The organism is Thauera linaloolentis 47Lol = DSM 12138 (genome assembly GCF_000310205.1).
Lineage (GTDB): Bacteria > Pseudomonadota > Gammaproteobacteria > Burkholderiales > Rhodocyclaceae > Thauera > Thauera linaloolentis.
On record NZ_AMXE01000037.1, the window covers coordinates 1 to 25306 of the forward strand.

Below are 25306 nucleotides of genomic sequence, written 5' to 3' on the forward strand. Positions count from 1 at the left end.
CCAACAGCAAACAACCTGTCAACCCGTCCAGACCACTTTCTTCAAAACAAACACCGAAGAAAACAACCCAAACCCCGCCTCAAAACCCCCCGCCGTGCCTACAAACCACTCAACCCGTCCGGCAGACACCGCGAAAGAGACGCGCATTATAGATAACAAAAAGAAAAGAACAAGAGGGGATTCATGCCTGAGCGCATCACGCCGATCAGCACCATCGGCACACGCACCATGACGCCGCCAGCCAGTCATCCGAAACCGGAGCGCCCGCAGCAAAGATGCGCTCACGGCCCATCTGCTATGTGTTATCGTCCGCGCGGCATGCGGGAGAGAACTCCCGACTCGGAGTCGCCGAAGGCGCAACCCCCCGGAACCGCTCAGGCAAAAGGACCGCATGCAAAGTGCAAGTCTGGAGAGCGGCACGGGCACCTGGCGGTGCTGCGTACCCACCGAAGGGGCACTCGTTCGACCGCTCGCCATATGTATACGATTCGCACGGCGATGCGATGGCTCGAAACGAAATCTCTCAGGTACAAGGGACAGATGGGGCGGATCCGGCGAGATGGCCGGATTCGCCCTTTTTCGTTCACCTGTCACCGGAGTCCGTATCGATGAGCACCCCTTCCAGACACACACCGCTTCACGCAGCCCACGTCGCCGCTGGTGCCCGCATGGTCGACTTTGCCGGCTGGGACATGCCCGTAAACTATGGGTCGCAGATCGAGGAGCATCACGCAGTGCGCCGCGACGCCGGGATGTTCGATGTATCGCACATGTTGTCGCTTGATCTCACCGGCCCGGATGCGACCCGTTTTCTGCGTCACCTGCTTGCAAACGACGTCGCCAAACTGAGTGAGCCAGGAAAAGCCCTCTATTCCTGCATGCTCAACGAACGGGGCGGCGTCATTGACGACTTGATCGTCTATCGATTCGACTCGGGCGACTACCGCCTCGTCGTCAATGCCGGCACGGCCGACAAGGATGTCGCGTGGATTCGGGCACGTATTGCAGCCACCGGCGCGAACGTGACGCTCGACAGCAGACGCGATCTGGCGATGATCGCGATCCAGGGGCCCGGGGCGATCGAACGCGCCAGAACCGCGGTGCCCGAATTGGCCGCCGAGCAAGACATTCCTTCCGCCTTCAGCGCCATTCGCGCCGGCGACCTGCTGATTGCGCGCACCGGATACACGGGCGAGGACGGCCTGGAAATCGCCCTGCCCGCAAACCGCGCCGAAACCATGTGGAATGCCCTCGCAGCAGCGGACGTCAAGCCCTGCGGCCTGGGCGCGCGGGACACGCTGCGCCTGGAGGCCGGCATGAACCTGTACGGGCAGGACATGGACGAAAGTGTCTCGCCGCTGAACGCCGGCCTGTCCTGGACCATCGACCTGAAGGACGACAGCCGCGACTTCGTCGGCCGCGCTGCGCTGCAGGCGGCACCCGCCTCCCAACGTCTGCTCGGCCTGATCCTCGAGGACAAGGGTGTGCTCCGTGCCCACATGAAAGTGTTCACCGCTGCCGGCGAGGGAGAAACCACGAGTGGCAGCTTTTCGCCCACACTCGAGCGCTCCATCGGCTTCGTACGCGTTCCCCTCGCAACACAAGTGGGCGAGATTGTCGAAGTCGAAATCCGCGGCAAGCGGCTAAAGGCCCGTACCGTCAAGCTGCCCTTCGCACGCAATGGCAAGCCGCTCGTCTGAACCCACCCGAACACCGCCCTCCGAAGCATGAGTTGCGCGCGAGGGCATCGATCACCCGACTCATCCGGAGAACACCATGAGCAACATCCCCGCCGACCTGAAATACACCCAATCCCACGAGTGGATCCGCATCGAAGACGACGGCAGCCTGACCATCGGCATCACCGACCACGCCCAGGAGGCGCTCGGTGACGTCGTCTTCCTCGAACTGCCCGAAGCCGGCCGCAGCGTGGACGCGGGCGAAGCCTGCGCCGTGATCGAGTCGGTCAAAGCCGCGTCCGACATCTATGCGCCGGTTGCCGGAGAAATCGTCGCCGCCAACCAGGATGCGGTGGATGCACCCGAAAGCGTGAACGCCGACGCCTACGGCAACTGGCTGTTCAAGCTCAAGCCCGCCAGCACCGCCGATGTCGAAACCCTGATGGACGCAGCCGGCTACGCAGCCGAAATCGCCCAGGCCTGAACCGCCCTCGCCCGAGTTTTCCGACCGACCATGACCGACTCCCTGCTTTCTGCTCCTCTCGCCCGGCTTGAGCAGCGCGATGCATTCATCCATCGCCATATCGGACCGAATGCCGGCGAAATCGCGCGCATGTGCGCGACCCTCGGTATCGACGACCTTGACACGCTGATGCGGCAGACCGTTCCCGCAGGCATCCGTCTCGAATCTCCGCTGCCCCTCGCGGCCGCGGTGCCGGAGCACGAAGCCCTCTCCAGGCTGAAGTCGATTGCCAAACGCAACGTCGTCAAGAAATCCTTGATCGGCATGGGCTATTACGGCACGCACACCCCGGCGGTGATCCTGCGCAACGTCATGGAAAATCCGGGCTGGTACACCGCCTACACACCCTACCAGGCCGAAATATCGCAGGGCCGCCTCGAAGCGCTGCTCACCTATCAGCAGATGGTGATCGACCTCACCGGCCTGGAACTCGCCAATGCCTCGCTGCTCGACGAAGCGACCGCTGCCGCCGAGGCGATGACCATGGCGCGCCGTGTTTCGAAATCGAAGTCGAACGCCTTCTTCATCGATGAAGCCTGCTTCCCGCAAACGATCGACGTCGTCCGCACCCGTGCCCATTATTTCGGCTACGAACTGGTGCAGGGCAAGGCGGAAGACGCTGCCGCACACGACGTCTTTGGTGCGCTGCTGCAGTACCCGAACGTGCGCGGCGAGGCCGCGGACCTGAGCGAGACCATCGCCGCGGCAAGAGCCAAAGGCGCCGTCGTCGCCGTTGCCACGGACCTGATGGCGCTGGTGCTGCTGAAGAGTCCCGGCGCGATGGGCGCCGACATCGCGCTCGGCTCGGCTCAGCGCTTCGGCGTGCCGATAGGCTTCGGCGGCCCGCATGCCGCCTTTTTCGCCACGCGCGAATCCCATGTGCGCGCCATGCCGGGCCGCATCATCGGCGTGTCCAAGGACGCACGCGGCAAGACTGCGCTGCGCATGGCCCTGCAGACGCGCGAACAGCACATCCGCCGCGAGAAGGCGAACTCCAACATCTGCACCTCGCAGGTGCTGCTCGCCAACATGGCCGGCTTCTACGCCGTATATCACGGCCCACAAGGCCTGCGGACCATCGCCGCGCGCATCCACCGCCTCGCCGCCGTGCTCGCTGCGGGCCTGCGGGGCGCGGGCTTCGACACTGGCAGCAAGGCCTTCTTCGACACGATCGAGGCCGAAACCGGGTCGCACACCACGGCGATCATCGAGTCGGCTGCGGCAGCCGGCTACAACCTTCGCAAGATCTCAGCCACCCGTATCGGCCTTGCGGTGGATGAAACCACCACCCGCGAGGACATCGCCGCGGTACTGGGCTGCTTCGGCATCATGGCCGACATCGATGCGCTCGATGCACACGCGGCGAAGACCGGGGGCAGCCTTCCTTCTGCACTGCTGCGCGGCGACGCAATCCTGCCGCATCCGGTGTTCAACACGCACCACACCGAACACGAGATGCTGCGCTACCTGAAAAAGCTGCAGAATCGCGACCTCGCGCTCGACCATTCGATGATCTCGCTCGGCTCGTGCACGATGAAGCTCAATGCCACCAGCGAGATGATCCCGGTCACCTGGCCCGAGTTCGCCGACCTGCACCCCTTCGCCCCACGCGAGCAGGCTGCCGGCCATCTCGAAATGATCGAAGGGCTGTCCGCCTACCTGCGCGCGATCACCGGCTTCCCGGCGGTCTGCATGCAGCCCAACTCCGGCGCCCAGGGCGAATACACCGGACTGGTGACGATTGCGCGCTACCACGCCAGCCGCGGCGAGACGCAGCGCACCGTCTGCCTGATTCCTCGATCCGCGCACGGCACCAACCCTGCCACCGCCCAGATGTGCGGCATGCAGGTCGTCGTCGTCGATTGTGACGACGACGGCAACGTCGATGTCGCCGACTTGAAGGCGAAGGCCGGGAAGCACGCCGCGAACCTCGCCGCGCTGATGATCACCTACCCCTCCACCCATGGCGTGTTCGAAGAATCGATCCGCGAGATCTGCGCGGTCGTGCATGCCCATGGCGGACAGGTGTACATGGACGGCGCCAATCTCAACGCCCAGGTCGGGCTGACCTCGCCAGCCGCGATCGGTGCCGACGTCACCCACCTGAACCTGCACAAGACCTTCTGCATCCCGCACGGCGGCGGCGGGCCGGGCATGGGGCCGATCGCACTGGCGGCGCACCTCGCGCCCTTCACCGCCGATCACGTCGTGCAGCCAACCGGCGGCCCCGACCGGCCCAACCGGGGGCAAGGCGCGGTATCGGCCGCGCCCTTCGGTTCGGCCAGCATCCTGCCTATCTCGTGGATGTACATCACGATGATGGGCGGCGACGGCCTGAAGCGTGCGACCGAAGTGGCGATCCTCAACGCCAACTACCTCGCTGCGCGCCTGAAGGACCACTACCCCGTGCTCTACACTGGCAGCCAGGGCCGCGTCGCCCACGAATGCATTCTCGACATCCGCCCGATCAAGGCCGCGACCGGCGTCACCGAGGTCGACATCGCCAAGCGCCTGATGGACTACGGTTTCCACGCACCGACGATGTCCTTCCCGGTAGCTGGCACCATCATGGTTGAACCGACCGAATCCGAGGATCTCGACGAACTGGATCGCTTCGCCGCGGCGATGATCGCGATCCGCGAAGAAATCCGCCAGATCGAAACGGGCACCTGGCCGGCGGCCGACAACCCGCTGAAGAACTCACCACACACGCAGGCCGACTTCATCGGCGAATGGTCGCATCCCTACTCACGCGAGCAGGCCGTGTTCCCGCTGCCCTGGGTGGCAGAAAACAAGTTCTGGCCCAGCGTCAATCGCATCGATGACGTCTATGGCGACCGCAACCTGTTCTGCGCCTGCGTGCCGGTCGGCGACTACGAAGCCTGAGTCCGGTAGAATCCAGCCGCTTCGGACAGAAGCCACGCCCAAGGGCGTGGCTTCTTTTTTGCTGCCGGGCCGCTGCAAGGCAAACACCTCCTCAGGGAAACCCCGTCCCGCGCAGCGGCAGGGCGTCGGGGTCTTGCCTGACGCCCTGCCGCCCGCTCCCGCACGCATCGACGCACCGCAACAAGCGCCCCTTCCTCCTCCGAATCCACCCGATCATGCCGACACCCCACCCGGAACGCAAAACACTCTGGCTCGCCCTGCTGCTCAGCCACCTGTCCCTGCTCGCCGGCCTGCTCGCCTGGATCGGCTGGCAAACCCGGCCGGTGGAGATGCACGACCTCCACCTGGCTGACGGCGAGAAGCTGAAATGCGTCTCCTATGCACCCTATCACCACCCGGGGCAGACGCCATTCGACCCGGCACTGCGCATTTCCCGCGAGCAGATCGACGCCGACCTCAAGGCCCTGGCCAGGATCACCGACTGCGTGCGGCTGTATTCGGTCGACCAGGGGCTCGACCAGGTTCCGGCCATTGCCCGCGAACATGGCATCGAGGTCCTGCTCGGCGCGTGGATCGGCTATGACCGGGAGAAAAGCGCGGCGGAGCTGGGCCGCGCCATCGAACTCGCCAACGCCAACACCGACGTCGTCCGCGCCCTGATCGTCGGCAACGAAGTCCTGCTGCGCCGCGAGCGCACCGAAGACGAAATGCGCACCCTGATCCGCGAGGCGAAATCGCGCGCCCGGGTCGCGGTCACCTATGCCGATGTATGGGAATTCTGGACGCGGCACGACAGCCTCGCGCAGGAAGTCGATTTCGTCACTGTCCATATCCTGCCCTTCTGGGAAGACGAACCTGTGGACATCGAACGCGCCCTCGAGCACGTTGCCGCGACCCGCGAGCACGTCGGCGAGTATTTCGCCGGCAAGGACATCCTGATCGGCGAAACCGGCTGGCCCAGCCAGGGACGGCAGCGCGAAGCCTCTCGGCCATCGCAGGTCAACCAGGCACGTTATGTAAGAGAATTCGTCCACCAGGCGCAGGCGCACGGCTGGGACTACAACCTCATCGAAGCCATCGACCAACCCTGGAAGCGCCAGCTCGAAGGCACGGTGGGCGGCTTCTGGGGCATGCTGGACGCATCGACGCTGGCGCCGAAATTTCCGCTCGCGGGCCCCGTGGCAGAGCGTTCCGGCCTGGGCCGGGCCATGGCCGGCATGGCCGTGGGTGCGGCAGCCGGCCTGCTGCTCGGCCTGGGTTGCACATGGGGCGGCATCCTGCGCCGGGCGGCACTCGTCGCCCTGGGCGCCACGACCGGCCTGATTGCGGTGCTCCACGCCGAACACGCGCAGGTCGCCTATCGCGACGCGTTCGAATGGTCGGTGCTCGGCGGCGTCGCCCTGCTCGGCATCCTGCTGAGTGCGGCGTTCGCCGCATGGCGCGGCACCCCTATTCCATCGGCCGAGCGCGCATGGCTGGCGTCGCGCAACACCCCCCGGAGCTTCGGCCCGGCCCAGGCCCTCGGGCTGCTGCGCGGCTTGCTGCTGTTCGCAACCGCCATCGCCGCCCTGCTGCTGTTCGCCGACGCCCGCTACCGCGACTTCCCCACCCTGCTCTACCTGGGTCCAGCCGCACTGCTCGGCATAGCGGGCTGGACACATGCGGCGCACGGCCGTGCCGAACGCATCTGCGCGGCGCTCATCGCGCTGTCGGTGATCGGCCGCTGGCTACCCGAGCCGGCGAACCCCCAGGCCATCGCCTGGCTGGCCACCGGCCTCGCCCTCGCCCTTCCGCCCCTCCTCGCGCCCCTGACGCGGGCGCGCCAGCACCAGGAGTGACAACAACGCACCTACCGCAGCCGGGTCGTAGCTGTAGAACACGAGCCCGGCCAACCCGCTCAGCCAACCCGCCCAGGCGAACCTCCTGCCCCCGAGGACGAAGGCCAGCACACCGCAGGCAAGGCTGAACCAACCCATGCGCTGATGCACGAAACTCTGTACCAGCACGGTCTTGAACACGCACAGCCCGCCCTGCGCCTCGGGCAGGCTGCAATCGCGCGGCAACACGCCGTTCTCCAGCAAGCCGTAGCGCACCGCATAAGCACCTCCCAGCACCAGCAGCGCCGAGAACAGCATTGCTGCGACACCATATTTGCCCAAATTATTTCGCCCCATCCCGCCTTTTCCTTGTAAATCAGCCCTTCGCCAACGGCATCACGCAGTGTTGCAAATTGGCACCGAATGTGGCTCGTAAGCGGCTGAAATCGTGCATAAAATGCCGGCACTGATCGCTTGCGGCAAAGTGTCCGATTGTGTCACACGGAACCCGCCGAAGGAATTTGCGCAATGCGGCAGACGCCGCCAGCCGATCAGCGCATCACGGCTTTTCGCAACCAGGCAACATGCTTCACCGTTTTTCGGCACCGTACGTACCGGTACGCCATTCAGGACTCGACATGAAACAAGCCGCCTCGCTCCTCTACCGCATCGCGATCGCGCTCGCCATCGCCGCGGGGGTCGCGTTCCTCCAGTACTGGATCTGGCAGCAATTCAACCGCGGCGCCGAATTCATCGGCACCAACCAGAGCATCAAGGGCTTCGCCTACAACGGCTTCCAACGCGACCAAAGCCCGCTCAAAGGCAGCTATCCGACACGGGAAGACCTCGCCGCCGATCTCGACCTGCTCGCGCGCACCTCGGACGGCCTGCGCACCTACGGCACCACCGACATGCCGGAGCTGCTGACACTTGCGGGCGAGCGCGACATGAACGTCACCGCCGGCGCCTGGCTGGACCCCGACCAGGAGAAGAACGACCGTGAAATCGATGCGCTGATCGAGGCAGCGCGCAAGATGCGCCACATCGAGCGCCTGATGGTCGGCAACGAGTCCATCCTGCGTGGCGACCTCAAACCCGAGGACGTCATCGTCTACCTCGACCGTGTGCGCAAGGCCGTGCGCAAGCCGATTTCGACCGCCGAGCCCTGGCACGTGTGGCTGCGCTATCCGGAACTGGTCGAACACGTCGATTACATCACCGTTCACCTGCTGCCCTACCACGAGGGCGTGCCGGTCGAGGCCGCCGTCGAGTATGCCTTCGAGCGCTACGACGAACTGGCCAAAACCTTCCCGCGCAAGAAGATCGTGGTTGGCGAAATCGGCTGGCCGAGCAAGGGGCCGACCCTCGGCGCGGCCATCCCTTCGCTCGACAACGAAGCGCGCTTCATCCGTGAATTCCTTGCCCACCCCCGCACGGCACGCATCGACTACTTCCTGATGGAAGCGATCGACCAGCCATGGAAGGTGGACGTCGAAGGCTGGGCGGGCCCGTACTGGGGCATGTACAACGCCGACCGCGAGCAAAAGTTCGCCCTCGACGGCATCGTCGAACGCGATCCGCACTGGTCGAAGAAGGCACTCAACGCCGCGGCGCTCGCCTTCCTGCCGATGTTCCTGGTCGCCTTCTTCCTGTCCGACTGGAACGTCGCCGGCAGGGTCTTCCTCGCAAGCCTCATCCAGGCCTGCGTCTCCACCCTGATCGTCGGCCTCAACGTCCCCGTCGAGTACTACCTTACGCAGCGCGACCTCGTCGGCCTCGGCCTGCTCATCGGCGCCACCATCCTGACCGCGGCCGTGCTGCTGTCGCACGGCTTCGAGTTCGGCGAGATGCTGTTCAAGAAAAAATGGCAGCGCCGCTTCATGCCGCTGCCGCCGCACGCCCCGGACGAGCAGCCTTTCGTTTCCGTGCACCTGGCTTGTTACAACGAGCCGCCCGAGATGGTCATCGCCACCATCGACAGTCTGGCGAAGCTGAACTACCAGAACTTCGAGGTCCTGATCCTCGACAACAATACCCGCGACGAAGCGCTCTGGAAACCGCTGGAAAAACGCTGTGCCGAACTCGGCCCGCGCTTCCGCTTCTTCCATCTCGCCAACTGGCCCGGCTTCAAGGCCGGCGCGCTGAACTACGGCCTCAAGGTCACCGACCCGCGCGCCGAAGTCGTCGGCGTCGTCGATGCCGACTACGTCGTCGATCCGGACTGGCTGGCAAGCCTGATCCCGCACTTCGACAAGCCCGACGTGGCCGTCGTGCAGGCCCCGCAGGCCCACCGCGACTGGGAAGGCCAGCCCTTCAAGCGCATGTGCAACTGGGAGTTCGACGGTTTCTTCCGGATCGGCATGCACCACCGCAACGAGCGCAATGCGCTGATCCAGCACGGCACCATGACCCTGGTTCGCCGCCTCGCGCTCGAAGAGGTCGGCGGCTGGTCCGAATGGTGCATCTGCGAGGATACCGAACTCGGCCTGCGCCTGATCGAGAAGGGCTACGACACCCGCTACGTGGACCACATCCTCGGCCGCGGCCTGACGCCGTCCGGCTTCGCCGCGATCAAGAGCCAGCGCTTCCGCTGGGCCTTCGGCGCGATGCAGATCCTGAAAGCCCACCTGCCGCACATGATCGGCCGCAGCAACCTGAATCTGGCGCAGCGCTACCACTTCCTGACCGGCTGGTTCGCCTGGCTGGGCGATGCGCTGCAGCTCGTGTTCGCCTTCGGCAGCCTGCTGTGGACACTGGGCATCCTGCTGTTCCCGAAGGCGTTCGGCCTGCCGGTGACGGCGCTGGCATTGCCCATCCTCGGCTTCATGGCCTTCAAGGCCGCGCTCGGCCCCATTCTGTACCGCCGTACCATGGACTGCCCATGGAAGGACATCCTCGGCGCCTCGATCCTGTCCGTCGGGCTGGCGCATGCCATCGCCCGCGGCGTATTCGCCGGCCTGGTCAAGAAGAAGGGCGTGTTCGTCGTCACGCCAAAGGGCTGGCGCGGCGGCGGTGCGCTTGCCTTCTTCAACCCGATCCGCGAGGAAATCGGCCTGCTGGTCGCCCTGCTGCTCGGCGCAGTGACGCTGGTCGCCCAGCGCGGCGCCGACAACCTGGAGACACAGCTATGGGTCGGCATCCTGTGCCTGCAGTGCATCCCCTACGTCGCCGCGATCCTGTGCCAGATCGCCGCCTACATGCCCGAGCGCCCGGTCGGGGACGGCAAGCACGACGCCCTGCCCGCCAACGCCTGAACACCGGCGCCGTCTCGAGGGGCGGCGCTCACCCCTCCCAGGCCGGCAGCCGGCGCGTGACGAAGGGCAAGGCAAACCTCCCATAGTCGGGCAGGCCGCCGGCGGTGGCCTGCGCAACCTCACCCTCGATCAACGGCCGGATGTAGTCGCACGCCGCCGCGGTGACGTGCAGGCCGTCGGCACGCACGAATGCCGCCGGCAAGGCGCGCTCGAGGTTCGCAATCCCCGCCGCGTCCTCGATGCCGATCTCCCAGCGGTAAGGCGCATCGCCGATCCGCCTGATGGCCGGAAAGCAGCCGCCGTGCCCATCGAGCGCCAACTCGACGGCCGCCCGTCCGACCGCCATCGCCTGCTCGTGATCGGTGGCCGACAGCCAGTGCCCGGCCGCACGCTGCAGGTAATCCGGGATCGCCCAATGATGCTTGTAGCCCAGACGTTCGTGGATCATGCGCGCAATGGCCGAACCCGCTCCGCCCAGCTGGATGTAGCCGCACGGATCGCGCGACTTTTCCATGATCAGGCCGCCATCGGGGCGACGGATGCCCTCGGCGACCGTGATCGCGCAATACCCCAGGCGCTCGGTGATGCGCCGGACCTCCGCCAGGAAAGCCTCCTCGTCGAACGGCGCCTCCGGCACCAGCACGACATGCGGCGCGGCATCGGGATCGCCGCCGGCGGCAAGCGCGGTCGCCGCCGCCAGCCAGCCGGTGTTGCGCCCCATGACCTCCATCACGAACACGCTGCCCCGTTTGCCCACCATCGAACGGATGTCCAGCCCGGCCTCGAGCATCGAAGTCGCGAGGAACTTCGCCGCCGAGCCGAAACCGGGGCAGCAGTCGGTGCCGACGATATCGTTGTCGACGGTCTTCGGCACGCCGACGCACAGCAGCGGATAGCCCCGCTCGCGTGCCGCATCGCCCAGCCGCCCCACCGCATCCATCGAGCCATTGCCGCCGTTGTAGACGAAGTATCCGATGCCATGCGCGGCAAAGACCTCGAACAACCTGTCCATCACGCGCCCGCCGTCATCCGACGGCAGATCGAAACGGCACGAACCGAACACCCCGCCCGGGCGCAGCGACAGCCGGTACAGGGCGGCTTCATCGAAACAGGCGGTATCGATGAGGTCCTCGGCGAGCACGCCGAGAATGCCGCGGTGGGCGGCGAAGACCTTTCCGATCCGTTCCGGCCGGCCCCGGGCGGCACCGATGGCGGCACTGGCCGAGGCATTGATGACGGCGGTGACACCGCCGGAGTGGGCATAGAGCAGGTTCGATTGCGCCATGTGGGGGAAAACCGGCATGCAGCATGAAAACAAAACGGCCGGCTCCGTCGAAGGAGCCGGCCGCGCGGATACGGACCCGGTGCTTACTTCAGCGCATCGAATGCGCGCGCGGTGATTTCCGCCACCGCGCCCAGGCCTTCGATCTTGCGCACCTTCGGCGCCCCGGCCTCGCCCGAAGCCGCCCACTTGCTGTAGTACTCGACCAGCGGCTTGGTCTGGGCATGGTAGACGTCGAGGCGCTTCTTGACCGTTTCTTCCTTGTCGTCGTCGCGCTGCACCAGGTCTTCACCGGTGACGTCGTCCTTGCCCTCGACCTTCGGCGGGTTGTACTTGACGTGGTAGGTGCGGCCCGACGCCAGGTGGGCGCGGCGCCCGCTCATGCGCTCGACGATCTCGCTGTCGGGAACGTCGATTTCCAGCACGAAATCGATCGGCACGCCGGCATCCTTCATCGCATCGGCCTGCGGAATGGTGCGCGGGAAGCCGTCGAACATGTAGCCCGCCTGACAGTCGTCCTGCTGCAGGCGATCCTTGACCAGGCCGATGATGATGTCGTCCGACACCAGGCCGCCGGCATCCATCACCTTCTTGGCCTCGATGCCGAGCGGGGTACCGGCCTTGACCGCCGCGCGAAGCATGTCGCCGGTCGATATCTGCGGAATGCCGAACTTCTCCTTGATGAAGTTGGCCTGCGTACCCTTGCCCGCTCCCGGCGGCCCCAACAGAATCAGTCGCATACACCCTCCCGATGAATATCGGCCGTGAAATATGGCCGCTTGTTTATACGAAACCTTGCGAAATTAACCGACACGGAGCCGGTGGTCAAACCCCTTCGATGCGAAACGACTGCCTCACGCGCGCCAGATCCTCGGGCGTATCGACGCCGGCGGGCGGCGCAGCCGCCAGCTCGAGCACCCGGATGCGATGGCCGTGCCACAGCGCACGCAACTGCTCCAGCGCCTCCCACTGCTCGATCGGCGACGGCGCCAGACCGGCATAGCGGCGCAGGAAGCCGACCCGGTAGGCATAAAGCCCGACATGGCGCAGCATGGGCAGCCCCGCGGGCAGCGCATCGCGCCTCTCGGCGAAAGCGTCGCGCGCCCAAGGAATCGGGGCACGCGAAAAATAGAGCGCGCGCCCGGCCGCATCGCACACCACCTTGACGACGTTGGGATTGAAGGCTTCGTCCGCCCCGCCCAGCGCATGCGCCGCCGTGGCGATCGCCGACTCCGCATCCCCCGCCAGCGTGCCGGCCACCGCGGCGACGACGGCCGGCTCGATCAAGGGCTCGTCGCCCTGCACGTTGACGACGATGTCCTCCTCGCCCCAGCCGCGCAGCATCGCGACCTCGGCCAGGCGGTCGGTGCCGCTCGGATGATCGGCGCGTGTCATCACCACGTCGCCGCCCGCGGCGAGCACCGCATCACGGACGCCTTCGTGATCGGTCGCGACGCAAATCTCCAGCGCGCCGGCCGCCCGTACCCGCTCCAGCACGCGCACGATCATCGGCTTGCCGTAGATGTCCGCCAGCGGCTTGCCCGGCAGCCGGGTCGATGCGTAGCGCGCCGGAATGACGATGCGGAACGGCGTCGCCATGCCGCTCACGCGCGCAAGGCCTCGACGTCCTCGGCACTCATCGTGCGCGCCTCCTCGTCCAGCATCACCGGAATGCCGTCGCGGATCGGGAATGCAAGCCGGTCGCCCTTGCACACGAGCTCCTGCTTGTCCTTCAGGTAGTCCAGCGGGCCCTTGCACAGCGGGCAGACGAGGATTTCAAGCAGGCGTGCGTCCATTCTTCAGTTTCTCCAGGATGCGTTCGGCGGCTCCCGAACCGATCTGCGCCTCGACCGGGAACTCCCAGCAATCATCAGGCGCGAAAGCCTTGCATTTTACCGCATCCTTGGCCGTCATCAGGATAGGCGCGGGCTCGGCGAAGACGAGATCCGATGGCGAGAAATCATGATGGTCGGGAAACGGGTGGCGCAGCACCACCAACCCCGCGGCCTCGAGCTGATCGAAGAAGCGCTGCGGGCGGCCGATGCCGGCAAGCGCATGCACACGGCACCCGCGCAGCGCCTCCAGTGCCAGCGTACGGGCGGGATCCCTCAGCGCACGCAGCGCGCTGCCCTGCAGATGCATCGGGAAAACCGGAACGCCGCCGATCGCCGCCCGCAGCGCCGGCGACAGCCCACCATGGGCAATCACGGCATCGACCTCGGCCAGCCGCGCCAGGGGCTCGCGCAGGGGGCCGGCCGGCAGCAGCAGGCCATTGCCCAGCGTCGCCGGATCGAGCACGACGATCTCGACGTCGCGCCCGAGGCGATAATGCTGCATGCCGTCGTCGGCCACGATCACATCGCATGCGGGATGCAGGCGCAGCAGCTCGCGCGCCGCCGCCGGCCGGTCGCGGCCGACGACCACGGGACAAGCGCAGGTACCGGCGAGCAGTACGGGTTCGTCACCATGAACGGCGGGGTCGCCATCGGCGGGCACCTCGGCCACGCCTTCGACCCGGCCGCCATGCCCGCGGCTGACGACGCCGGGGCGATAGCCCGCCGCCCTCAGCCGCAGCACCAGCCATTGCACCACCGGGGTCTTGCCACTGCCGCCGACGGCGATGTTGCCGACGACGATCACCGGCACCGGCAGCCTCTCCGGCCGTGTCCGCCGGCGGCGGCGCCGCGCCAGCGCGCCGAACAGCCACGACAGCGGCTGCAGCAGCCAGGCCGGCAGGCCGCGCCTGCGCCAGAAGGCCGGAGCCTGGGCCGCCATCGTCCGCGCGCCCTCAGCGGCTCACTGCGCCGGCGCCTGGGTGGCGAAGGTCACGTGGCTGAAACCCGCACGCTGGGCCGCCTGCATCACGTCGATGACGTTCTGGTGCGCAGCCTTGGCATCGGCATTGATGACGATCACCGGCTCTCCGGCAGCAGCCGGCGCCGCCTTGCCCAGCGCGGCGGCCAACGATTCGACGCTGGGTTCCGCGACCGGCTGGCGGTTGACCAGCACTTCGCCAGTGGCGGTCACGGCGACGAGGATCTCGTTGGGCACCGACTCCATGCCGTCCGCCTCGGCCGACGGCAGGTTGATCTCGAGCCCCGACACCTTGGAGAAGGTCGTCGTCAGCATCAGGAAGATGATGATGACGAGCACGACGTCGATCAGCGGGATCAGGTTGATCTCGGGCTCTTCGTTGCGGCTGCCGCGGCGGAAGTTCATGCCTCGCGCCTCAGTCTCGGCGCTCGCCGTGCGCCACTTCGACGAGCTTCACCGCCTGCTGCTCCATGTCGATGACGAAGCTGTCGATGAGGGCGCGGAAATGGCGCCAGAAGATCATCGACGGAATGGCGATGATCAGCCCGAGTCCGGTCGTATACAGCGCGATCGAGATGCCTTGCGCGAGCTGCGCCGGGTTGGCGCCATTGACGCCCTGCGACGCGAAGATGTCGATCATGCCGATGATGGTGCCGAACAGCCCCAGCAGCGGGCTGACCGCGGCGATGGTGCCCAGCGTGGTGAGGAAGCGCTCCAGCTCGTGCGCGACCGCCCGCCCGGTTTCCTCGATCGACTCCTTCATGATCTCCCGCGGGCTGCTGACGTTGCGCAGGCCCGCAGCCAGTACGCGGCCAAGGGGGGAATGGACGCTGACGCGCTCGACCATCGCCTCCGACACGCCTTGCTTGCGCAAGTCGTCGAGCACGTTCTGGAGCAGCCCCGCCGGCACCACGCGCGAACGCCGCAAACTCACCGAACGCTCGATGATCAGCGCAAGCGCCACGACCGAAGCCAGAATCAACGGCCAGATTGGCCAGCCCACTTCCTGGATGATCGCGAACACGCTGCCGGCTCTCCTGTCTGCAAAGGCGGAACTTTAGCGCCGGCGAGCCCGCCGCGACAAGCGGCATGCGCGATGAAATGCGGAATCAACACCATCCGACATATCGCCAGGCATGCCGCCGGCGCCATTTTGTCGACCTGGGGCCGCGCACCGGCAAGCAATCCACAAAAGCTGTGGATAAGTTTGTGGGTTCTTTCTGGAAGTCGGCCCGAAACCCCATCGCCACAAGCCTTCAGACACTCCGATGAAAAATTGTGCAACATACATTTATCAATAAAAACAAATACTTGAAAACACAACCCTTGCAGATCAAGGACTTGCGTCAAGCCGCTTGACAGCGCATCGAAGCTGTGGATTCCGTTACAATCCGCGCACGTTCTTTCCTTTCACCCCATCGCCAACGATGCACTTCGCATGAATGGAATGCTGTCCGCTCCGATACTTACCGTATCCGCCCTCAACCGGCTCGCGCGCGAAGCACTGGAATCCGCACTGCCCCTGATGTGGGTCGGCGGCGAGATATCCAATCTCACCCGCGCAGCCTCCGGCCATCTCTATTTCACCCTCAAGGACGCCAATGCGCAGGTACGCTGCGCCATGTGGCGCAACCGTGCGCAACTGCTCCCGTTCCGCCCCGAGAACGGCATGCGGGTGGAGGTTCGCGCCCTGGCCACGCTGTACGAGGCGCGCGGCGACTACCAGCTCAATATAGAAAGCGTCCGCCCCGCCGGCGTCGGCAACCTGTTCGAAGCCTTCAACCGCCTCAAGGACAGGCTGGCGGCCGAAGGCTTGTTCGATGCCGGGACAAAACGCACACCGCCCCGCTTCCCGCGCGGAATCGGGCTTGTCACCTCTCCCGCCGCCGCCGCGCTGCATGACGTGTTGGCGACGCTGGGCAGGCGCGCGCCACACCTTCCGGTCGTGCTCTACCCCACGCCGGTACAGGGTGTGGACGCTGCGCTTCACCTGGCCGAAGCGGTGACGACGGCCGGCAGACGCGCGGCGCAAGATGGCGTCGACGTGCTGCTGCTGGTTCGCGGCGGAGGCAGCCTGGAAGATCTGTGGCCATTCAACGACGAGCGCCTCGCGCGCGCGCTGCGCGCCTGTCCGCTACCCGTCGTGAGCGGCATCGGACACGAGACGGACTTCACCATCGCCGACTTTGCCGCCGATCTCCGCGCCCCGACGCCGACCGGCGCCGCGGAACTGGCCAGCGCGGGCTGGCATGCCGCACACCAGGAGATCGCCGCGCTCGGTCCGCGGCTCGACCGGAGCGTCGTGCGCCGGCTCGACGCCCTTGCCCAGCGCCTGGACCGGGCTTCGCTGCGCCTCATCCATCCGCGCGAACGCCTGCGCCAGGCCAGCGCCGAAATCGGCGCCAACGCCGGCAGGCTGCAACGCGCCATGCAGCACCGCCTGGAGCAGGCCCGCTTCCGCCATGCCGCGCTCGACATCCGCATGGCCCGTCTCCGGCCGGATCTGCCCGCGGCACGCGCACGCTGCGACCGGCTCGCCCGGCAACTGCAGCAGGCCGCCAAGGCCAGCCTCCGGCAGCACCAGGCGCGGATCGAAGCCCTCGAGGCCCACCTGCAGCACCTCTGTCCAACATCGGTGCTCGCACGTGGCTACGCCATTGCCCGCGACGCACAGGGCCGTATCCTGCGTTCGGTCGACGAAGCCCAGACTGGAATGACAATCGATGTCCAGTTGGCTGACGGCACGCTGCACACACGCGTGACCGGACAGGAAGGCTGATTCCGGCAGACCCGTGGCACTCCGCCCGCCAGGATGCAGAAAGCCGCCTGCAGACGGCTGACAGGTACTCGGTCGTGCGCCTATGATGTCGGCTGCGAGGATTGTCACCAAACGCCAATCCTGACTAGAATCGTCGGGCTTTACTCACGAATTACGAACCCCTGCAACAAGGAGAGACACGCATGGAACACACCCTGCCCGCCCTGCCGTACGCCAAGGACGCCCTGGCTCCGCACATTTCGGCCGAGACGCTGGAATTCCATTACGCCAAGCACCATCAGGCCTACGTCACCAACCTGAACAACCTGATCAAGGGCACCGAGTACGAGAACCTCGAACTCGAAGCCATCATCAAGAAGGCGCCCGCTGGTGGCGTGTACAACAACTCCGCCCAGGTCTGGAACCACACTTTCTTCTGGAGCAGCATGAAGCCCAACGGCGGCGGCGAGCCGACCGGCGCGCTGGCTGATGCCATCAAGGCCAAGTGGGGCTCCTTCGAAGACTTCAAGAAGGCTTTCCAGGCTTCGGCCGTCGGCAACTTCGGTTCGGGTTGGACCTGGCTGGTCAAGAAGGCTGACGGTTCGGTCGACATCATCAACATGGGCGCCGCCGGCACCCCGCTGACCACCGGCGACAAGGCGCTGCTCTGTATCGACGTATGGGAACACGCCTATTACATCGACTACCGCAACCGCCGCCCGGACTTCGTCGCCACCTTCCTCGACAAGCTGGCCAACTGGGACTTCGCCGCGCAGAACTTCGCCTGATGCGCCCCGCCCGGCCCCGGCCGGGCAAGGCAGACGCGAGAAAGCGACCCGCCGTGGTCGCTTTCTTTTTTCCTGCTCCGTTGCACCCCCCAGCCCGCACATCCGCCCGCCCCCATGCTCGACATCCTCTACCGCGACGAATGGCTCATTGCCATCGACAAGCCTGCCGGGCTGCTCGTGCACCGCAGCCCCATCGCCGCGCAAGAGGAACGCTTCGCCGTACAGTTGCTGCGCGACCAGATCGGCCAGCGCGTCCATCCCGCGCACCGGCTCGACCGCGGCACATCGGGCATCCTGCTGTTCGCGCTGGAGCGGAACATCGCCGCCGCACTCGGCAGGCAGTTCGAAGCGCGCACCGTCGACAAGCGCTACGTCGCCATCGTGCGCGGACATCCGCCCGAGAGCGGCATCATCGACCACCCGCTCGTGCGCCGGCTCGATCCGATCGAACTCAGCCTCGGACACGGTACCGGCCGGCGCGACCCATTGTCGCGGGACAGCCGCGAAGGCCAGGACGAGGACAGCGAAGAGGATCTGGATCGCGACACCTGGCTCGCCGGCCCGCCAGGCGCCGAAACCGCCCTGGCGGCGCTGACGCGCTTTCGCCGGCTGGCGACCGCCGAACTGCCGCATGCCGTCGATCGCTACCCCACCAGCCGTTACGCGCTCGTCGAACTGTTTCCCGAAACCGGCCGGCGGCACCAGTTGCGCCGCCACCTGAAACACATCTCGCATCCGATCATCGGCGACGCCACCTACGGCAAGGGGCGTCACAACCGCCTTTTCCAGCAGCTCTTCGGCTGCCGGCGCCTGCTGCTGGCCTGCACCCGCCTCGGCCTGAAGCATCCCGTCACCGGCGCCCCGCTGGCACTGCAGGCCCGCCCCGGCGAAGATTTCCGCGAGGTGATCGAGGCCCTGGGCTGGCATGACAGCCTGCTGGACTGAGCACCCGGCGCGGCCTTCCAGTCCAACCCCAGGCGGCGATTTCAGGGCACAATCGGACTTTCGCCGCTACCCTCCTCGCAGGCCGGGCACCGGCGCTTCCGACCACTCATGCACATCCGGGTATATCGATGAATCCGCTGCTCCAGGTACGCCAGCACGGCCAGCAGATCTGGCTCGACAATCTCTCCCGCACGCTGCTCAACGACGGGCAACTCGCGCGCTTCGTCGCCGACGACGGTGTCGCCGGCATCACCACCAACCCGGCGATCTTCCACAAGGCGATCGCGGACGGACGCTATTACGAGAACGATCTGGCAGCCCTGAAGCAGCAGCCGATCAGTGCCGAAGCACGCTACGAAGCCCTGGTGATTCCGGACGTGCAGCGCGCCTGCGACCTGCTGTCGCCGCTGTATCGCGACAGCGCCGGCGCTGCCGGCTACGTCAGCCTGGAGGTTTCGCCCGAACTTGCGCACGATGCCGCCGGCACACTCGCAGCGGGCCTCCGCCTGAAGGCCGCAGCGGATCGCCCCAACCTGCTGATCAAGGTGCCGGCCACGCCTGCCGGAATCGATGCCATCGAGCAACTGATCGGCGCCGGGGTCAGCGTCAACGTCACGCTGATGTTCTCCCTCGCCCACGTGGATGCCGTCGCCCAGGCCTACCTGCGCGGCCTCGAACGCCTGCGGGACGCCGGCGGCGACGTGGCCCGCATCATGTCGGTGGCGAGCCTGTTCCTGTCGCGGGTCGACACCCTGATCGACAAGCAGCTCGATGAACTCGGCGGCGCGGCGCTGGCCCTGCGCGGAAAGACCGCTGTTTCGACCGCCAAGCTCGCCTATCTGCGCTACCGCGAGCGCTTCCACGGCCCCGACTTCGCCGCGCTGCGCGCACTCGGCGCACGGCCGCAGCTGATGCTCTGGGCAAGCACGGGCACCAAGAACCCCGCCTACAGCGACCTGCTCTATGTCGAGCCCCTGATCGGCGCCGAAACCGTCAATACGCTGCCCGACGCCACCCTGGACGCACTGCGCGACCACGGCAAGGTCGCCGCCGATACGCTGCGCCAGGGCATCGAGGAGGCAGCGGCACAGTACGCCGCGCTGGAACACCACGGCATCGACCTGAACCAGGCCGGCGAGCGCCTGCAGCATGAAGGGCTGCGGCAGTTCGAGCAGTCGTTCTCCGCGCTGCTCGAACTCACCGCCTGAGCCTGAGCACGCGCAGCAACCCGCTGCCCTGGAAACGACGGGACAGGAGGAATCTGCGGAAGCCAGCCTTGCGCGCTCCGGGCGCGAAAGGCCGGCTTCATCGAGCCGCCACGCCGCTCAGGCCAGTGCGGGCACCTCCGCCTTGCGCATCAGCGCCGAACGCGGCACGCCGCGATGGTCGCCGGCGGAACCGAGCAGTTCCTTCATGTCGAGAATGAGCACGATCTGGCCATTCGACAATGTGGTCACCCCGGCAACGCCCTTCGGGCGGAAGTCGTCGAGCGACTTGATCACCGCGTCTTCGCGGCCGGCGAAACTGTCGATGGCAAGGATGAAGGACAGCTCGGCCGCCTGCATCAGCACACCGTACTGCGGCACGCGCTCCTGCGGCCAGCCGAGCAGCGAGGACAAGGGCAGGATCTGCAGCACCTCGCCGCGCACGACCATGGTCGCCTTGCCGCCGACGTCCTGGATGACGGACGGATCGATCGGCAGGATCTCGCGCACCATCGACAGCGGCACGGCAAAGGGCTGATCACCCAGGCGCACCAGCAGCACCGGCAGGATGGCGAGCGTCAGCGGCAGGCTGATGATCAGGGTCGTGCCCTTGCCCTGCTGCGAACGGATCTCGATCGCGCCGTTGAGCTTCTGGATGTTGGTCCGCACCACGTCCATGCCCACGCCACGCCCCGACACGTCCGACACCTGCTCCGCCATCGAGAAGCCGGGAAGGAAGATCAGGTTGTAGCTCTGGCGCTCGTCCATGGTGCTGGCCTCCTCATCCGTGATGAGGCCCTTGGCGAGCGCCTTGTTGCGCAGCCGCTCGGCGTCCATGCCGCGGCCGTCGTCGGCGACGAGGATGACGATGTGGTCGCCCTCCTGGCGCGCTTCGAGGCGGACGATGGATTTTTCCGGCTTGCCCGCCGCGATGCGCCCGGCGCGGTCCTCCACGCCGTGGTCCACCGCGTTGCGGATCAGGTGGATGATGGGGTCGGAGAGATCCTCGATCATCGTCTTGTCGATCTCGGTCTCCTCGCCGACGAGGACGAGCTCGACATCCTTGCCGAGGTTGCGGGCGAGGTCGCGCGCGATGCGCGGGTATTTCTGGAACAGGCGCCCGATCGGCTGCATGCGGGTCTTCATGACCGCGTTCTGCAGGTCGGAGACGAGCAGGTCGAGCTGGCTCACCGCGAGATCGAGGGCATGCAGCGTCTCGGAATCGTTGCGCCCGCTGAGGATGTCGCTGCGCAAGGCATTGAGCCGGTTCTTGGTCAGGCCGATCTCGCCCGAGAGATTCAGCACCTGGTCGAGGCGGGCGGTATCGACGCGGATCGAATTGTCGCGCTGGCGTTCGCTGTCGCGCCGGCCAACCGGCCCGCTGACCCCGGGCACGTCGGTCGCACGGCGCCCGACTGCGGCCTTGATGACCGCCTCGGGCGAAACAGGCGCGGACGCGGAAAGGGCCGGCACGCCGGCCTCGGCCACGCCCGGTGCCTCGCCTGCGGCCGGCACCGCTGCCGCCGGCCGGCCTGCCACCGCGGTGTAAAGCAACTCCCAGTCCGGCTCGCCCGGCCTCGGCAGGCCGACCCCTTCGGCAGGTGCCGCGGCGGCCGGCTCGCCCGCGAGCGTGGCCTTCAGGCCGGCGATCAGGCCCGGATCGGCAGGCGGCGGCTGGGTGCCGCTTTCGAGGAAGCCGAACATCTCGCGCACGGCGGAGGTGGCGGCCAGGATCATGTCCATGGCCTCGGGCGTGATCGACAGTTCGCCGTTGCGCAGCTTGTCGAACAGGTTCTCGGTCAGGTGGCACAACGTGACCAGTTCAGCCGCGTTCAGGAATCCCGCCCCGCCCTTGATCGTATGGAAGCCGCGGAAGATGTCGTTGAGCAGGCCGCGATCATCGGGCGAACGCTCCAGATCGACCAGCTTGTTGTCCACCCCGGACAGCAGGTCCCCCGCTTCGATGAGGAAATCCTGCAGCAGGTCTTCCATTCCCGTGAAATCACTCATGGCTTTCTAGCTCCACCCTTTCCATTGCGGGTGCCCCGGCCACCTTGGCCATGCCACCCCGCCGACAGGCATGCCCGGCTCAGAAGCCCAGGCTCTCGAGCAGGTCGTCGACCTGCTCCTGGCTCGTCACGACGTTGTCGCCCGACTTGCCGTCGATGATCGGTCCATTCATCAGGCTGCTGGCGCACTCCACCTTTACCGCGGGCGGCGCCGTCTCGATCAGCACTTCCAGCAACTGGGTCTCGAGTTCCCTGGCGGTCTGGAGAACGCGCTTGATGACTTGCCCGGTGAGGTCCTGGAAGTCCTGCGCCATCATGATGTCCATCAACTGCGTGCCGACCGCGCGGCTGTCGGCCTCGGCCTGGCCGAGGAAATCACGCGTCTCGACACTCAGCGCACGAAACTCGTCGGGCGACACCCTGCCTGCGAAAACGCCGTCCCAGCGGGCGCGCAGCGCGGCCGAGCCCTGTTGCATGCGTTCCTGCATGGGGCGCGCGATATCGGTCGCATTGAGCACGCGGCTCGCCGCCTGCTCGGTCATCTGGGCGATGTAATCGAGCCGCTGGCGGGCGTCCGGGACCGCCTGCGCCGCCGCCTGCAGGCTTTCGTCCAGCCCCAGCTCGCGCAAGGTGTCGTGGAGCTGCCGCGTCATGTGCCCGAGGCGGTTGAAGACGGCATGATCATCGCGCCCCGTTGCCACGGCGGCCTGGGCCCGCGGCATCATCGGCGCGGCCTGCGCGACGCCTGTCTCGGATGAAACCGCGTCGAACAGCGCCTGAAGCTCATCGCTGTCTCCAGCGCCATCGGCCGCCGGCGTGCCCGTCACGGGCGCGGCGAGCGGCGGCGGCGATGCCTCCACCGGCTGTGCGGCGATGCTGTCGAACAGTGCCTGCAGGTCGTCCGAGTCGCCCGACTCGTCGAATTTCGGCCTTTTACTCATGTCCAGACTCCGTGCTTGCGGGTGCTCGTGCGCTCAGGCAGGACGTCCCATCTTGTCGAAAATCTTCTGCAGCTTTTCAGCCAGCGTCACCGCGGTGAAGGGCTTCACGACATAGCCGCTCGCGCCGGCCTGGGCCGCGGCGATGATGTTCTCCTTCTTGGCCTCGGCCGTGATCATCAGCACCGGCAGGTGCTTGAGCTGCGGCGTGCGGCGAATCGTCTGCAGCAGCGTCAGGCCATCCATGTTCGGCATGTTCCAGTCGGTGACGACGAAGTCGAACTGCCCCGAAGTCAGCTTCTGCAAGGCGATCGCGCCATCCTCGGCTTCATCGACATTGGTGTAGCCCAGCTCCTTGAGCAGGTTGCGGACGATCCGCCGCATGGTCGAGAAATCGTCGACAACGAGAAATTTGAGTTTGGGGTCGGACATTCCAGATTCTCCATTTATTCCTGCGCGGCCCGCTCACGCAGCCCGGCGCGCGCGCAACAGCAGCGGCCTGAGGGTTTCGGCGAGCACGTCGGCGTCGAATTTTGCCACGTACGAATCCACCCCCACCCGCTTGCCCATCGCCCGGTTGGCTTCGGAGGACAGCGATGAATGCATCACCACCGGAATTCCGCCGAACCGGACGTCGGCCTTGATATTGCGCGTCAGTACGTAGCCGTCCATCTCGGGCATCTCGGCATCGACCATGATGAGGTCGATTTCTTCCGCCACGGAGCGTCCGGTGTGCTCGGCGTGATCGGCGATGCTGACCAGGCGCGTCCACGCCTCGAGGCCGTTCTGGGCATACTTGTGGCGCACCCCGAGCTTGTCCAGCACTTCGGTGATCTTGCGCCTCGCCACGGCCGAATCATCGACGAAGAAGACGTTCACCTCGTGTCCGTTGCCGAGCGGGCTGATGTTGCCGACGATCGCATCGCCGAAAGTGTTCGCCAGGATGCTTTCCACGTCGAGAATCGACACCAGCCGCCCGTCCGGCAGTTCGGTGATCGCGGTGATGTAGGCATGGCTGCCGCCCGACACGTTCTCCGGCGTGCGCACCTTTTCCCAATCGACGCGAATGATGCGGTCCACTTCCTCGACCAGAAAACCGAGCGTGCGCTTGCTGTACTCGGTGACCATCATCGCGTCCTCCTTCTGCGAGCCCGGCGGGGCGATGCCGAGGATGCTCGCGAGCGACAGCACCGGAATGACGTTGCCGCGCAGGGAGATCAACCCCTCGACCCCGGACGGCATGTTGGGCGTGCGTGTGATGAAGGGCGTTTTGGAGACTTCGCGCACCTTGAACACGTTGATGCCGAAATTCTCGGTCGTCCCGAGCGAAAACAGCAGGATCTCCATGCTGTTGGAGCCTGCGAGCTGGGTACGGCTGTCAATCGAGTCGAGCAGCGCGGATTCTTCCCGGTCAAGTTTCAGCATGATGGTTCCTCAGTCCTGCGCCTGCGGCGCGGGGCCGTCCAGCAGCAAGCGGGTAAGCGTTTGCGCAAGGCGTTGCGGCTCGAACTTGGGTACGTATTCATCCACCCCGACGGACAACCCCAGCTGCTGGTTGGAATTGCCCGACAGCGAAGAGTGCATGATCACCGGGATGCCGGCGAAGCGGCGGTCCGACTTGATCTGCTTGGTCAGGATGTAGCCGTCCATCTCGGGCATCTCGACGTCGGTCAGCACCAGGCTGACCAGATCGCTGACCTTGCGCCCGGTCGCCTCCGCGTGCGCGGCGGCGCGCTTCAGCTCTTCCCAGGCCTGGCGGCCATTCACCGCGGCGACGTAGCGCACGCCCATGGCTTCCAGCGTCTGCTGGATCTGGCGCCGCGCCACGGAAGAGTCGTCGGCGAAATACACGACGTGGCCCTCGCCGTCCGGCAGTTCGGCGATGTCCTTGAAGATGAACTCGTTGTCGTAGCGGGTGGTCTCGGACAACACCTTCTCGACGTCGAGCATCATCACCAGCTTGTCGCCCGGCAATTCGGTGACCGCGGTGACGAGCCCCCCCATGTTGGCGGTCAGCATTTCGGGCGGCACCCGCATCTGCGACCAGTCCAGACGCAGGATCGTATCGACCGCCTCGACCAGGAAACCCTGGGTATGGCCGTTGTACTCGGTGACGATCATGATCTCCCGCGGCGTCTCCACGCTCATGCCGATGTAGCGCGCGAGGTCGACCACCGGCACCAGCGTGCCGCGCAGGCTGACCATGCCCTCGACCGAGGCGGGCATCTCGGGGGCGGCGGTGATGCTCGGCGTACGCATCACCTCTCGCACCTTGAACACGTTTATGCCGAAGGTTTCGCGCCGCCCGGTGCGTGCATCCACGCCAAGGGTGAACAGCAGGATCTCGAGCTTGTTCGTGCCTGCAAGCCGGGTGCGTGCATCGATGTTCTTTAGAAGGTCGGACATGT

The 25306-nt window shown here is 66.2% G+C and carries 23 protein-coding genes and 1 riboswitch; of the genes, 10 read left to right on the plus strand and 13 right to left on the minus strand.

Going from position 1 to position 25306, the window contains the following annotated elements:
* The 5 genes from C666_RS20805 to C666_RS10855 all read left to right on the plus strand — a co-directional run.
* Positions 1–232: hypothetical protein (locus tag C666_RS20805; protein WP_211206741.1), on the plus strand; the 232-nt coding region annotated here is incomplete at its 5' end.
* Between the two features lie 79 nt (positions 233–311).
* Positions 312–400: riboswitch (glycine riboswitch) on the plus strand.
* A gap of 208 nt (positions 401–608) precedes the next feature.
* Positions 609–1700, plus strand: coding sequence for a glycine cleavage system aminomethyltransferase GcvT (gene gcvT, locus C666_RS10840; protein ID WP_028792506.1), 1092 nt, complete (start codon positions 609–611; stop codon positions 1698–1700).
* 76 nt (positions 1701–1776) lie between these two features.
* Positions 1777–2163, plus strand: coding sequence for a glycine cleavage system protein GcvH (gcvH, locus tag C666_RS10845; RefSeq protein WP_004338394.1), 387 nt, complete (start codon positions 1777–1779; stop codon positions 2161–2163).
* Between the two features lie 30 nt (positions 2164–2193).
* The gene (gene gcvP, locus C666_RS10850; RefSeq protein ID WP_004338395.1) at positions 2194–5088 is read left to right on the plus strand and encodes an aminomethyl-transferring glycine dehydrogenase; all 2895 of its coding nucleotides are present in this window, start codon (positions 2194–2196) and stop codon (positions 5086–5088) included.
* Between the two features lie 215 nt (positions 5089–5303).
* Positions 5304–6926 carry a glycoside hydrolase family 17 protein gene (locus C666_RS10855; RefSeq protein ID WP_004338396.1) on the plus strand — a complete coding sequence of 541 codons (1623 nt, stop codon included), beginning with the start codon at positions 5304–5306 and terminating at the stop codon, positions 6924–6926.
* Here the strand turns inward: C666_RS10855 and C666_RS19800 are convergent.
* On the minus strand, positions 6816–7262 hold the full coding sequence (locus C666_RS19800) for a hypothetical protein (protein ID WP_028792505.1): 447 nt from the start codon (positions 7260–7262) through the stop codon (positions 6816–6818). The genes C666_RS10855 and C666_RS19800 overlap by 111 nt on opposite strands.
* Positions 7263–7543: 281 nt before the next feature.
* Here C666_RS19800 and C666_RS10865 point away from each other — a divergent pair, with 281 nt between their 5' ends.
* On the plus strand, positions 7544–10159 hold the full coding sequence (locus C666_RS10865; RefSeq protein ID WP_004338399.1) for a glycosyltransferase: 2616 nt from the start codon (positions 7544–7546) through the stop codon (positions 10157–10159).
* 28 nt (positions 10160–10187) lie between these two features.
* On the opposite strand, the gene C666_RS10870 is transcribed toward C666_RS10865, so the two are convergent.
* From C666_RS10870 to C666_RS10900, 7 genes are all read right to left on the minus strand, one after another.
* Complete coding sequence (locus C666_RS10870) at positions 10188–11444, minus strand: 6-phosphofructokinase (RefSeq protein ID WP_004338401.1); 1257 nt, start codon at positions 11442–11444, stop codon at positions 10188–10190.
* Between the two features lie 83 nt (positions 11445–11527).
* Positions 11528–12181, minus strand: coding sequence for an adenylate kinase (gene adk / locus C666_RS10875; RefSeq protein WP_004338403.1), 654 nt, complete (start codon positions 12179–12181; stop codon positions 11528–11530).
* Between the two features lie 85 nt (positions 12182–12266).
* Positions 12267–13040, minus strand: a complete 774-nt coding sequence (kdsB, locus tag C666_RS10880; RefSeq protein ID WP_211206742.1) for a 3-deoxy-manno-octulosonate cytidylyltransferase — start codon at positions 13038–13040, stop codon at positions 12267–12269.
* A gap of 5 nt (positions 13041–13045) precedes the next feature.
* Positions 13046–13237 (minus strand): Trm112 family protein, encoded by a 192-nt coding sequence (locus tag C666_RS10885; RefSeq protein ID WP_004338409.1) that lies wholly within the window; start codon positions 13235–13237, stop codon positions 13046–13048.
* Positions 13218–14216 (minus strand): tetraacyldisaccharide 4'-kinase, encoded by a 999-nt coding sequence (gene lpxK, locus C666_RS10890; RefSeq protein ID WP_004338411.1) that lies wholly within the window; start codon positions 14214–14216, stop codon positions 13218–13220. The genes C666_RS10885 and lpxK overlap by 20 nt, the downstream gene beginning before the upstream one ends.
* A 21-nt stretch (positions 14217–14237) precedes the next feature.
* On the minus strand, positions 14238–14660 hold the full coding sequence (locus C666_RS10895; protein ID WP_004338413.1) for an ExbD/TolR family protein: 423 nt from the start codon (positions 14658–14660) through the stop codon (positions 14238–14240).
* A 10-nt stretch (positions 14661–14670) separates the two neighbouring features.
* The gene (locus C666_RS10900; RefSeq protein WP_004338415.1) at positions 14671–15279 is read right to left on the minus strand and encodes a MotA/TolQ/ExbB proton channel family protein; all 609 of its coding nucleotides are present in this window, start codon (positions 15277–15279) and stop codon (positions 14671–14673) included.
* A gap of 423 nt (positions 15280–15702) precedes the next feature.
* Here C666_RS10900 and xseA point away from each other — a divergent pair, with 423 nt between their 5' ends.
* The 4 genes from xseA (at position 15703) to tal (ending at position 19954) form a co-directional block, all read left to right on the plus strand.
* Positions 15703–17034 carry an exodeoxyribonuclease VII large subunit gene (gene xseA, locus C666_RS10905; protein WP_004338418.1) on the plus strand — a complete coding sequence of 444 codons (1332 nt, stop codon included), beginning with the start codon at positions 15703–15705 and terminating at the stop codon, positions 17032–17034.
* A gap of 182 nt (positions 17035–17216) precedes the next feature.
* The gene (locus C666_RS10910) at positions 17217–17801 is read left to right on the plus strand and encodes a superoxide dismutase (RefSeq protein WP_004338420.1); all 585 of its coding nucleotides are present in this window, start codon (positions 17217–17219) and stop codon (positions 17799–17801) included.
* Between the two features lie 114 nt (positions 17802–17915).
* Positions 17916–18746 (plus strand): pseudouridine synthase, encoded by an 831-nt coding sequence (locus C666_RS10915; RefSeq protein ID WP_004338421.1) that lies wholly within the window; start codon positions 17916–17918, stop codon positions 18744–18746.
* Between the two features lie 128 nt (positions 18747–18874).
* On the plus strand, positions 18875–19954 hold the full coding sequence (gene tal / locus C666_RS10920; protein ID WP_004338423.1) for a transaldolase: 1080 nt from the start codon (positions 18875–18877) through the stop codon (positions 19952–19954).
* Between the two features lie 117 nt (positions 19955–20071).
* On the opposite strand, the gene C666_RS10925 is transcribed toward tal, so the two are convergent.
* The 5 genes from C666_RS10925 to C666_RS10945 all read right to left on the minus strand — a co-directional run bounded on the left by C666_RS10925 (position 20072) and on the right by C666_RS10945 (position 25304).
* Entirely contained in the window at positions 20072–21961 is a 1890-nt protein-coding gene (locus C666_RS10925) for a chemotaxis protein CheA (RefSeq protein ID WP_081593430.1), read from the minus strand.
* 79 nt (positions 21962–22040) lie between these two features.
* Positions 22041–22901: a protein phosphatase CheZ gene (gene cheZ / locus C666_RS10930; RefSeq protein ID WP_004338427.1), complete on the minus strand. Its 861-nt coding sequence runs from the start codon at positions 22899–22901 to the stop codon at positions 22041–22043.
* Between the two features lie 33 nt (positions 22902–22934).
* Positions 22935–23330 (minus strand): chemotaxis response regulator CheY, encoded by a 396-nt coding sequence (gene cheY, locus C666_RS10935; protein ID WP_004338429.1) that lies wholly within the window; start codon positions 23328–23330, stop codon positions 22935–22937.
* Positions 23331–23363: 33 nt separating this feature from the next.
* Positions 23364–24323, minus strand: a complete 960-nt coding sequence (locus C666_RS10940; RefSeq protein ID WP_004338431.1) for a chemotaxis protein — start codon at positions 24321–24323, stop codon at positions 23364–23366.
* A 9-nt stretch (positions 24324–24332) separates the two neighbouring features.
* On the minus strand, positions 24333–25304 hold the full coding sequence (locus tag C666_RS10945) for a chemotaxis protein (protein ID WP_004338433.1): 972 nt from the start codon (positions 25302–25304) through the stop codon (positions 24333–24335).
* Positions 25305–25306 lie beyond the last annotated feature (2 nt).

What these genes read in the sequence shown, in the direction of transcription:
- xseA (WP_004338418.1), top strand. Translation starts at nt 15,703, where the DNA reads ATGCTGTCCGCTCCGATACTTACCGTATCCGCCCTCAACCGGCTCGCG.
- cheZ (WP_004338427.1), bottom strand. Translation starts at nt 22,901, where the DNA reads ATGAGTAAAAGGCCGAAATTCGACGAGTCGGGCGACTCGGACGACCTG.
- kdsB (WP_211206742.1), bottom strand. Translation starts at nt 13,040, where the DNA reads ATGGCGACGCCGTTCCGCATCGTCATTCCGGCGCGCTACGCATCGACC.
- C666_RS10870 (WP_004338401.1), bottom strand. Translation starts at nt 11,444, where the DNA reads ATGGCGCAATCGAACCTGCTCTATGCCCACTCCGGCGGTGTCACCGCC.
- cheY (WP_004338429.1), bottom strand. Translation starts at nt 23,330, where the DNA reads ATGTCCGACCCCAAACTCAAATTTCTCGTTGTCGACGATTTCTCGACC.
- C666_RS10855 (WP_004338396.1), top strand. Translation starts at nt 5,304, where the DNA reads ATGCCGACACCCCACCCGGAACGCAAAACACTCTGGCTCGCCCTGCTG.
- lpxK (WP_004338411.1), bottom strand. Translation starts at nt 14,216, where the DNA reads ATGGCGGCCCAGGCTCCGGCCTTCTGGCGCAGGCGCGGCCTGCCGGCC.
- C666_RS10915 (WP_004338421.1), top strand. Translation starts at nt 17,916, where the DNA reads ATGCTCGACATCCTCTACCGCGACGAATGGCTCATTGCCATCGACAAG.
- C666_RS10865 (WP_004338399.1), top strand. Translation starts at nt 7,544, where the DNA reads ATGAAACAAGCCGCCTCGCTCCTCTACCGCATCGCGATCGCGCTCGCC.
- C666_RS10940 (WP_004338431.1), bottom strand. Translation starts at nt 24,323, where the DNA reads ATGCTGAAACTTGACCGGGAAGAATCCGCGCTGCTCGACTCGATTGAC.
- C666_RS19800 (WP_028792505.1), bottom strand. Translation starts at nt 7,262, where the DNA reads ATGGGGCGAAATAATTTGGGCAAATATGGTGTCGCAGCAATGCTGTTC.
- gcvH (WP_004338394.1), top strand. Translation starts at nt 1,777, where the DNA reads ATGAGCAACATCCCCGCCGACCTGAAATACACCCAATCCCACGAGTGG.
- adk (WP_004338403.1), bottom strand. Translation starts at nt 12,181, where the DNA reads ATGCGACTGATTCTGTTGGGGCCGCCGGGAGCGGGCAAGGGTACGCAG.
- C666_RS10925 (WP_081593430.1), bottom strand. Translation starts at nt 21,961, where the DNA reads ATGAGTGATTTCACGGGAATGGAAGACCTGCTGCAGGATTTCCTCATC.
- gcvT (WP_028792506.1), top strand. Translation starts at nt 609, where the DNA reads ATGAGCACCCCTTCCAGACACACACCGCTTCACGCAGCCCACGTCGCC.
- C666_RS10945 (WP_004338433.1), bottom strand. Translation starts at nt 25,304, where the DNA reads ATGTCCGACCTTCTAAAGAACATCGATGCACGCACCCGGCTTGCAGGC.
- gcvP (WP_004338395.1), top strand. Translation starts at nt 2,194, where the DNA reads ATGACCGACTCCCTGCTTTCTGCTCCTCTCGCCCGGCTTGAGCAGCGC.
- tal (WP_004338423.1), top strand. Translation starts at nt 18,875, where the DNA reads ATGAATCCGCTGCTCCAGGTACGCCAGCACGGCCAGCAGATCTGGCTC.
- C666_RS10885 (WP_004338409.1), bottom strand. Translation starts at nt 13,237, where the DNA reads ATGGACGCACGCCTGCTTGAAATCCTCGTCTGCCCGCTGTGCAAGGGC.
- C666_RS10895 (WP_004338413.1), bottom strand. Translation starts at nt 14,660, where the DNA reads ATGAACTTCCGCCGCGGCAGCCGCAACGAAGAGCCCGAGATCAACCTG.
- C666_RS10910 (WP_004338420.1), top strand. Translation starts at nt 17,217, where the DNA reads ATGGAACACACCCTGCCCGCCCTGCCGTACGCCAAGGACGCCCTGGCT.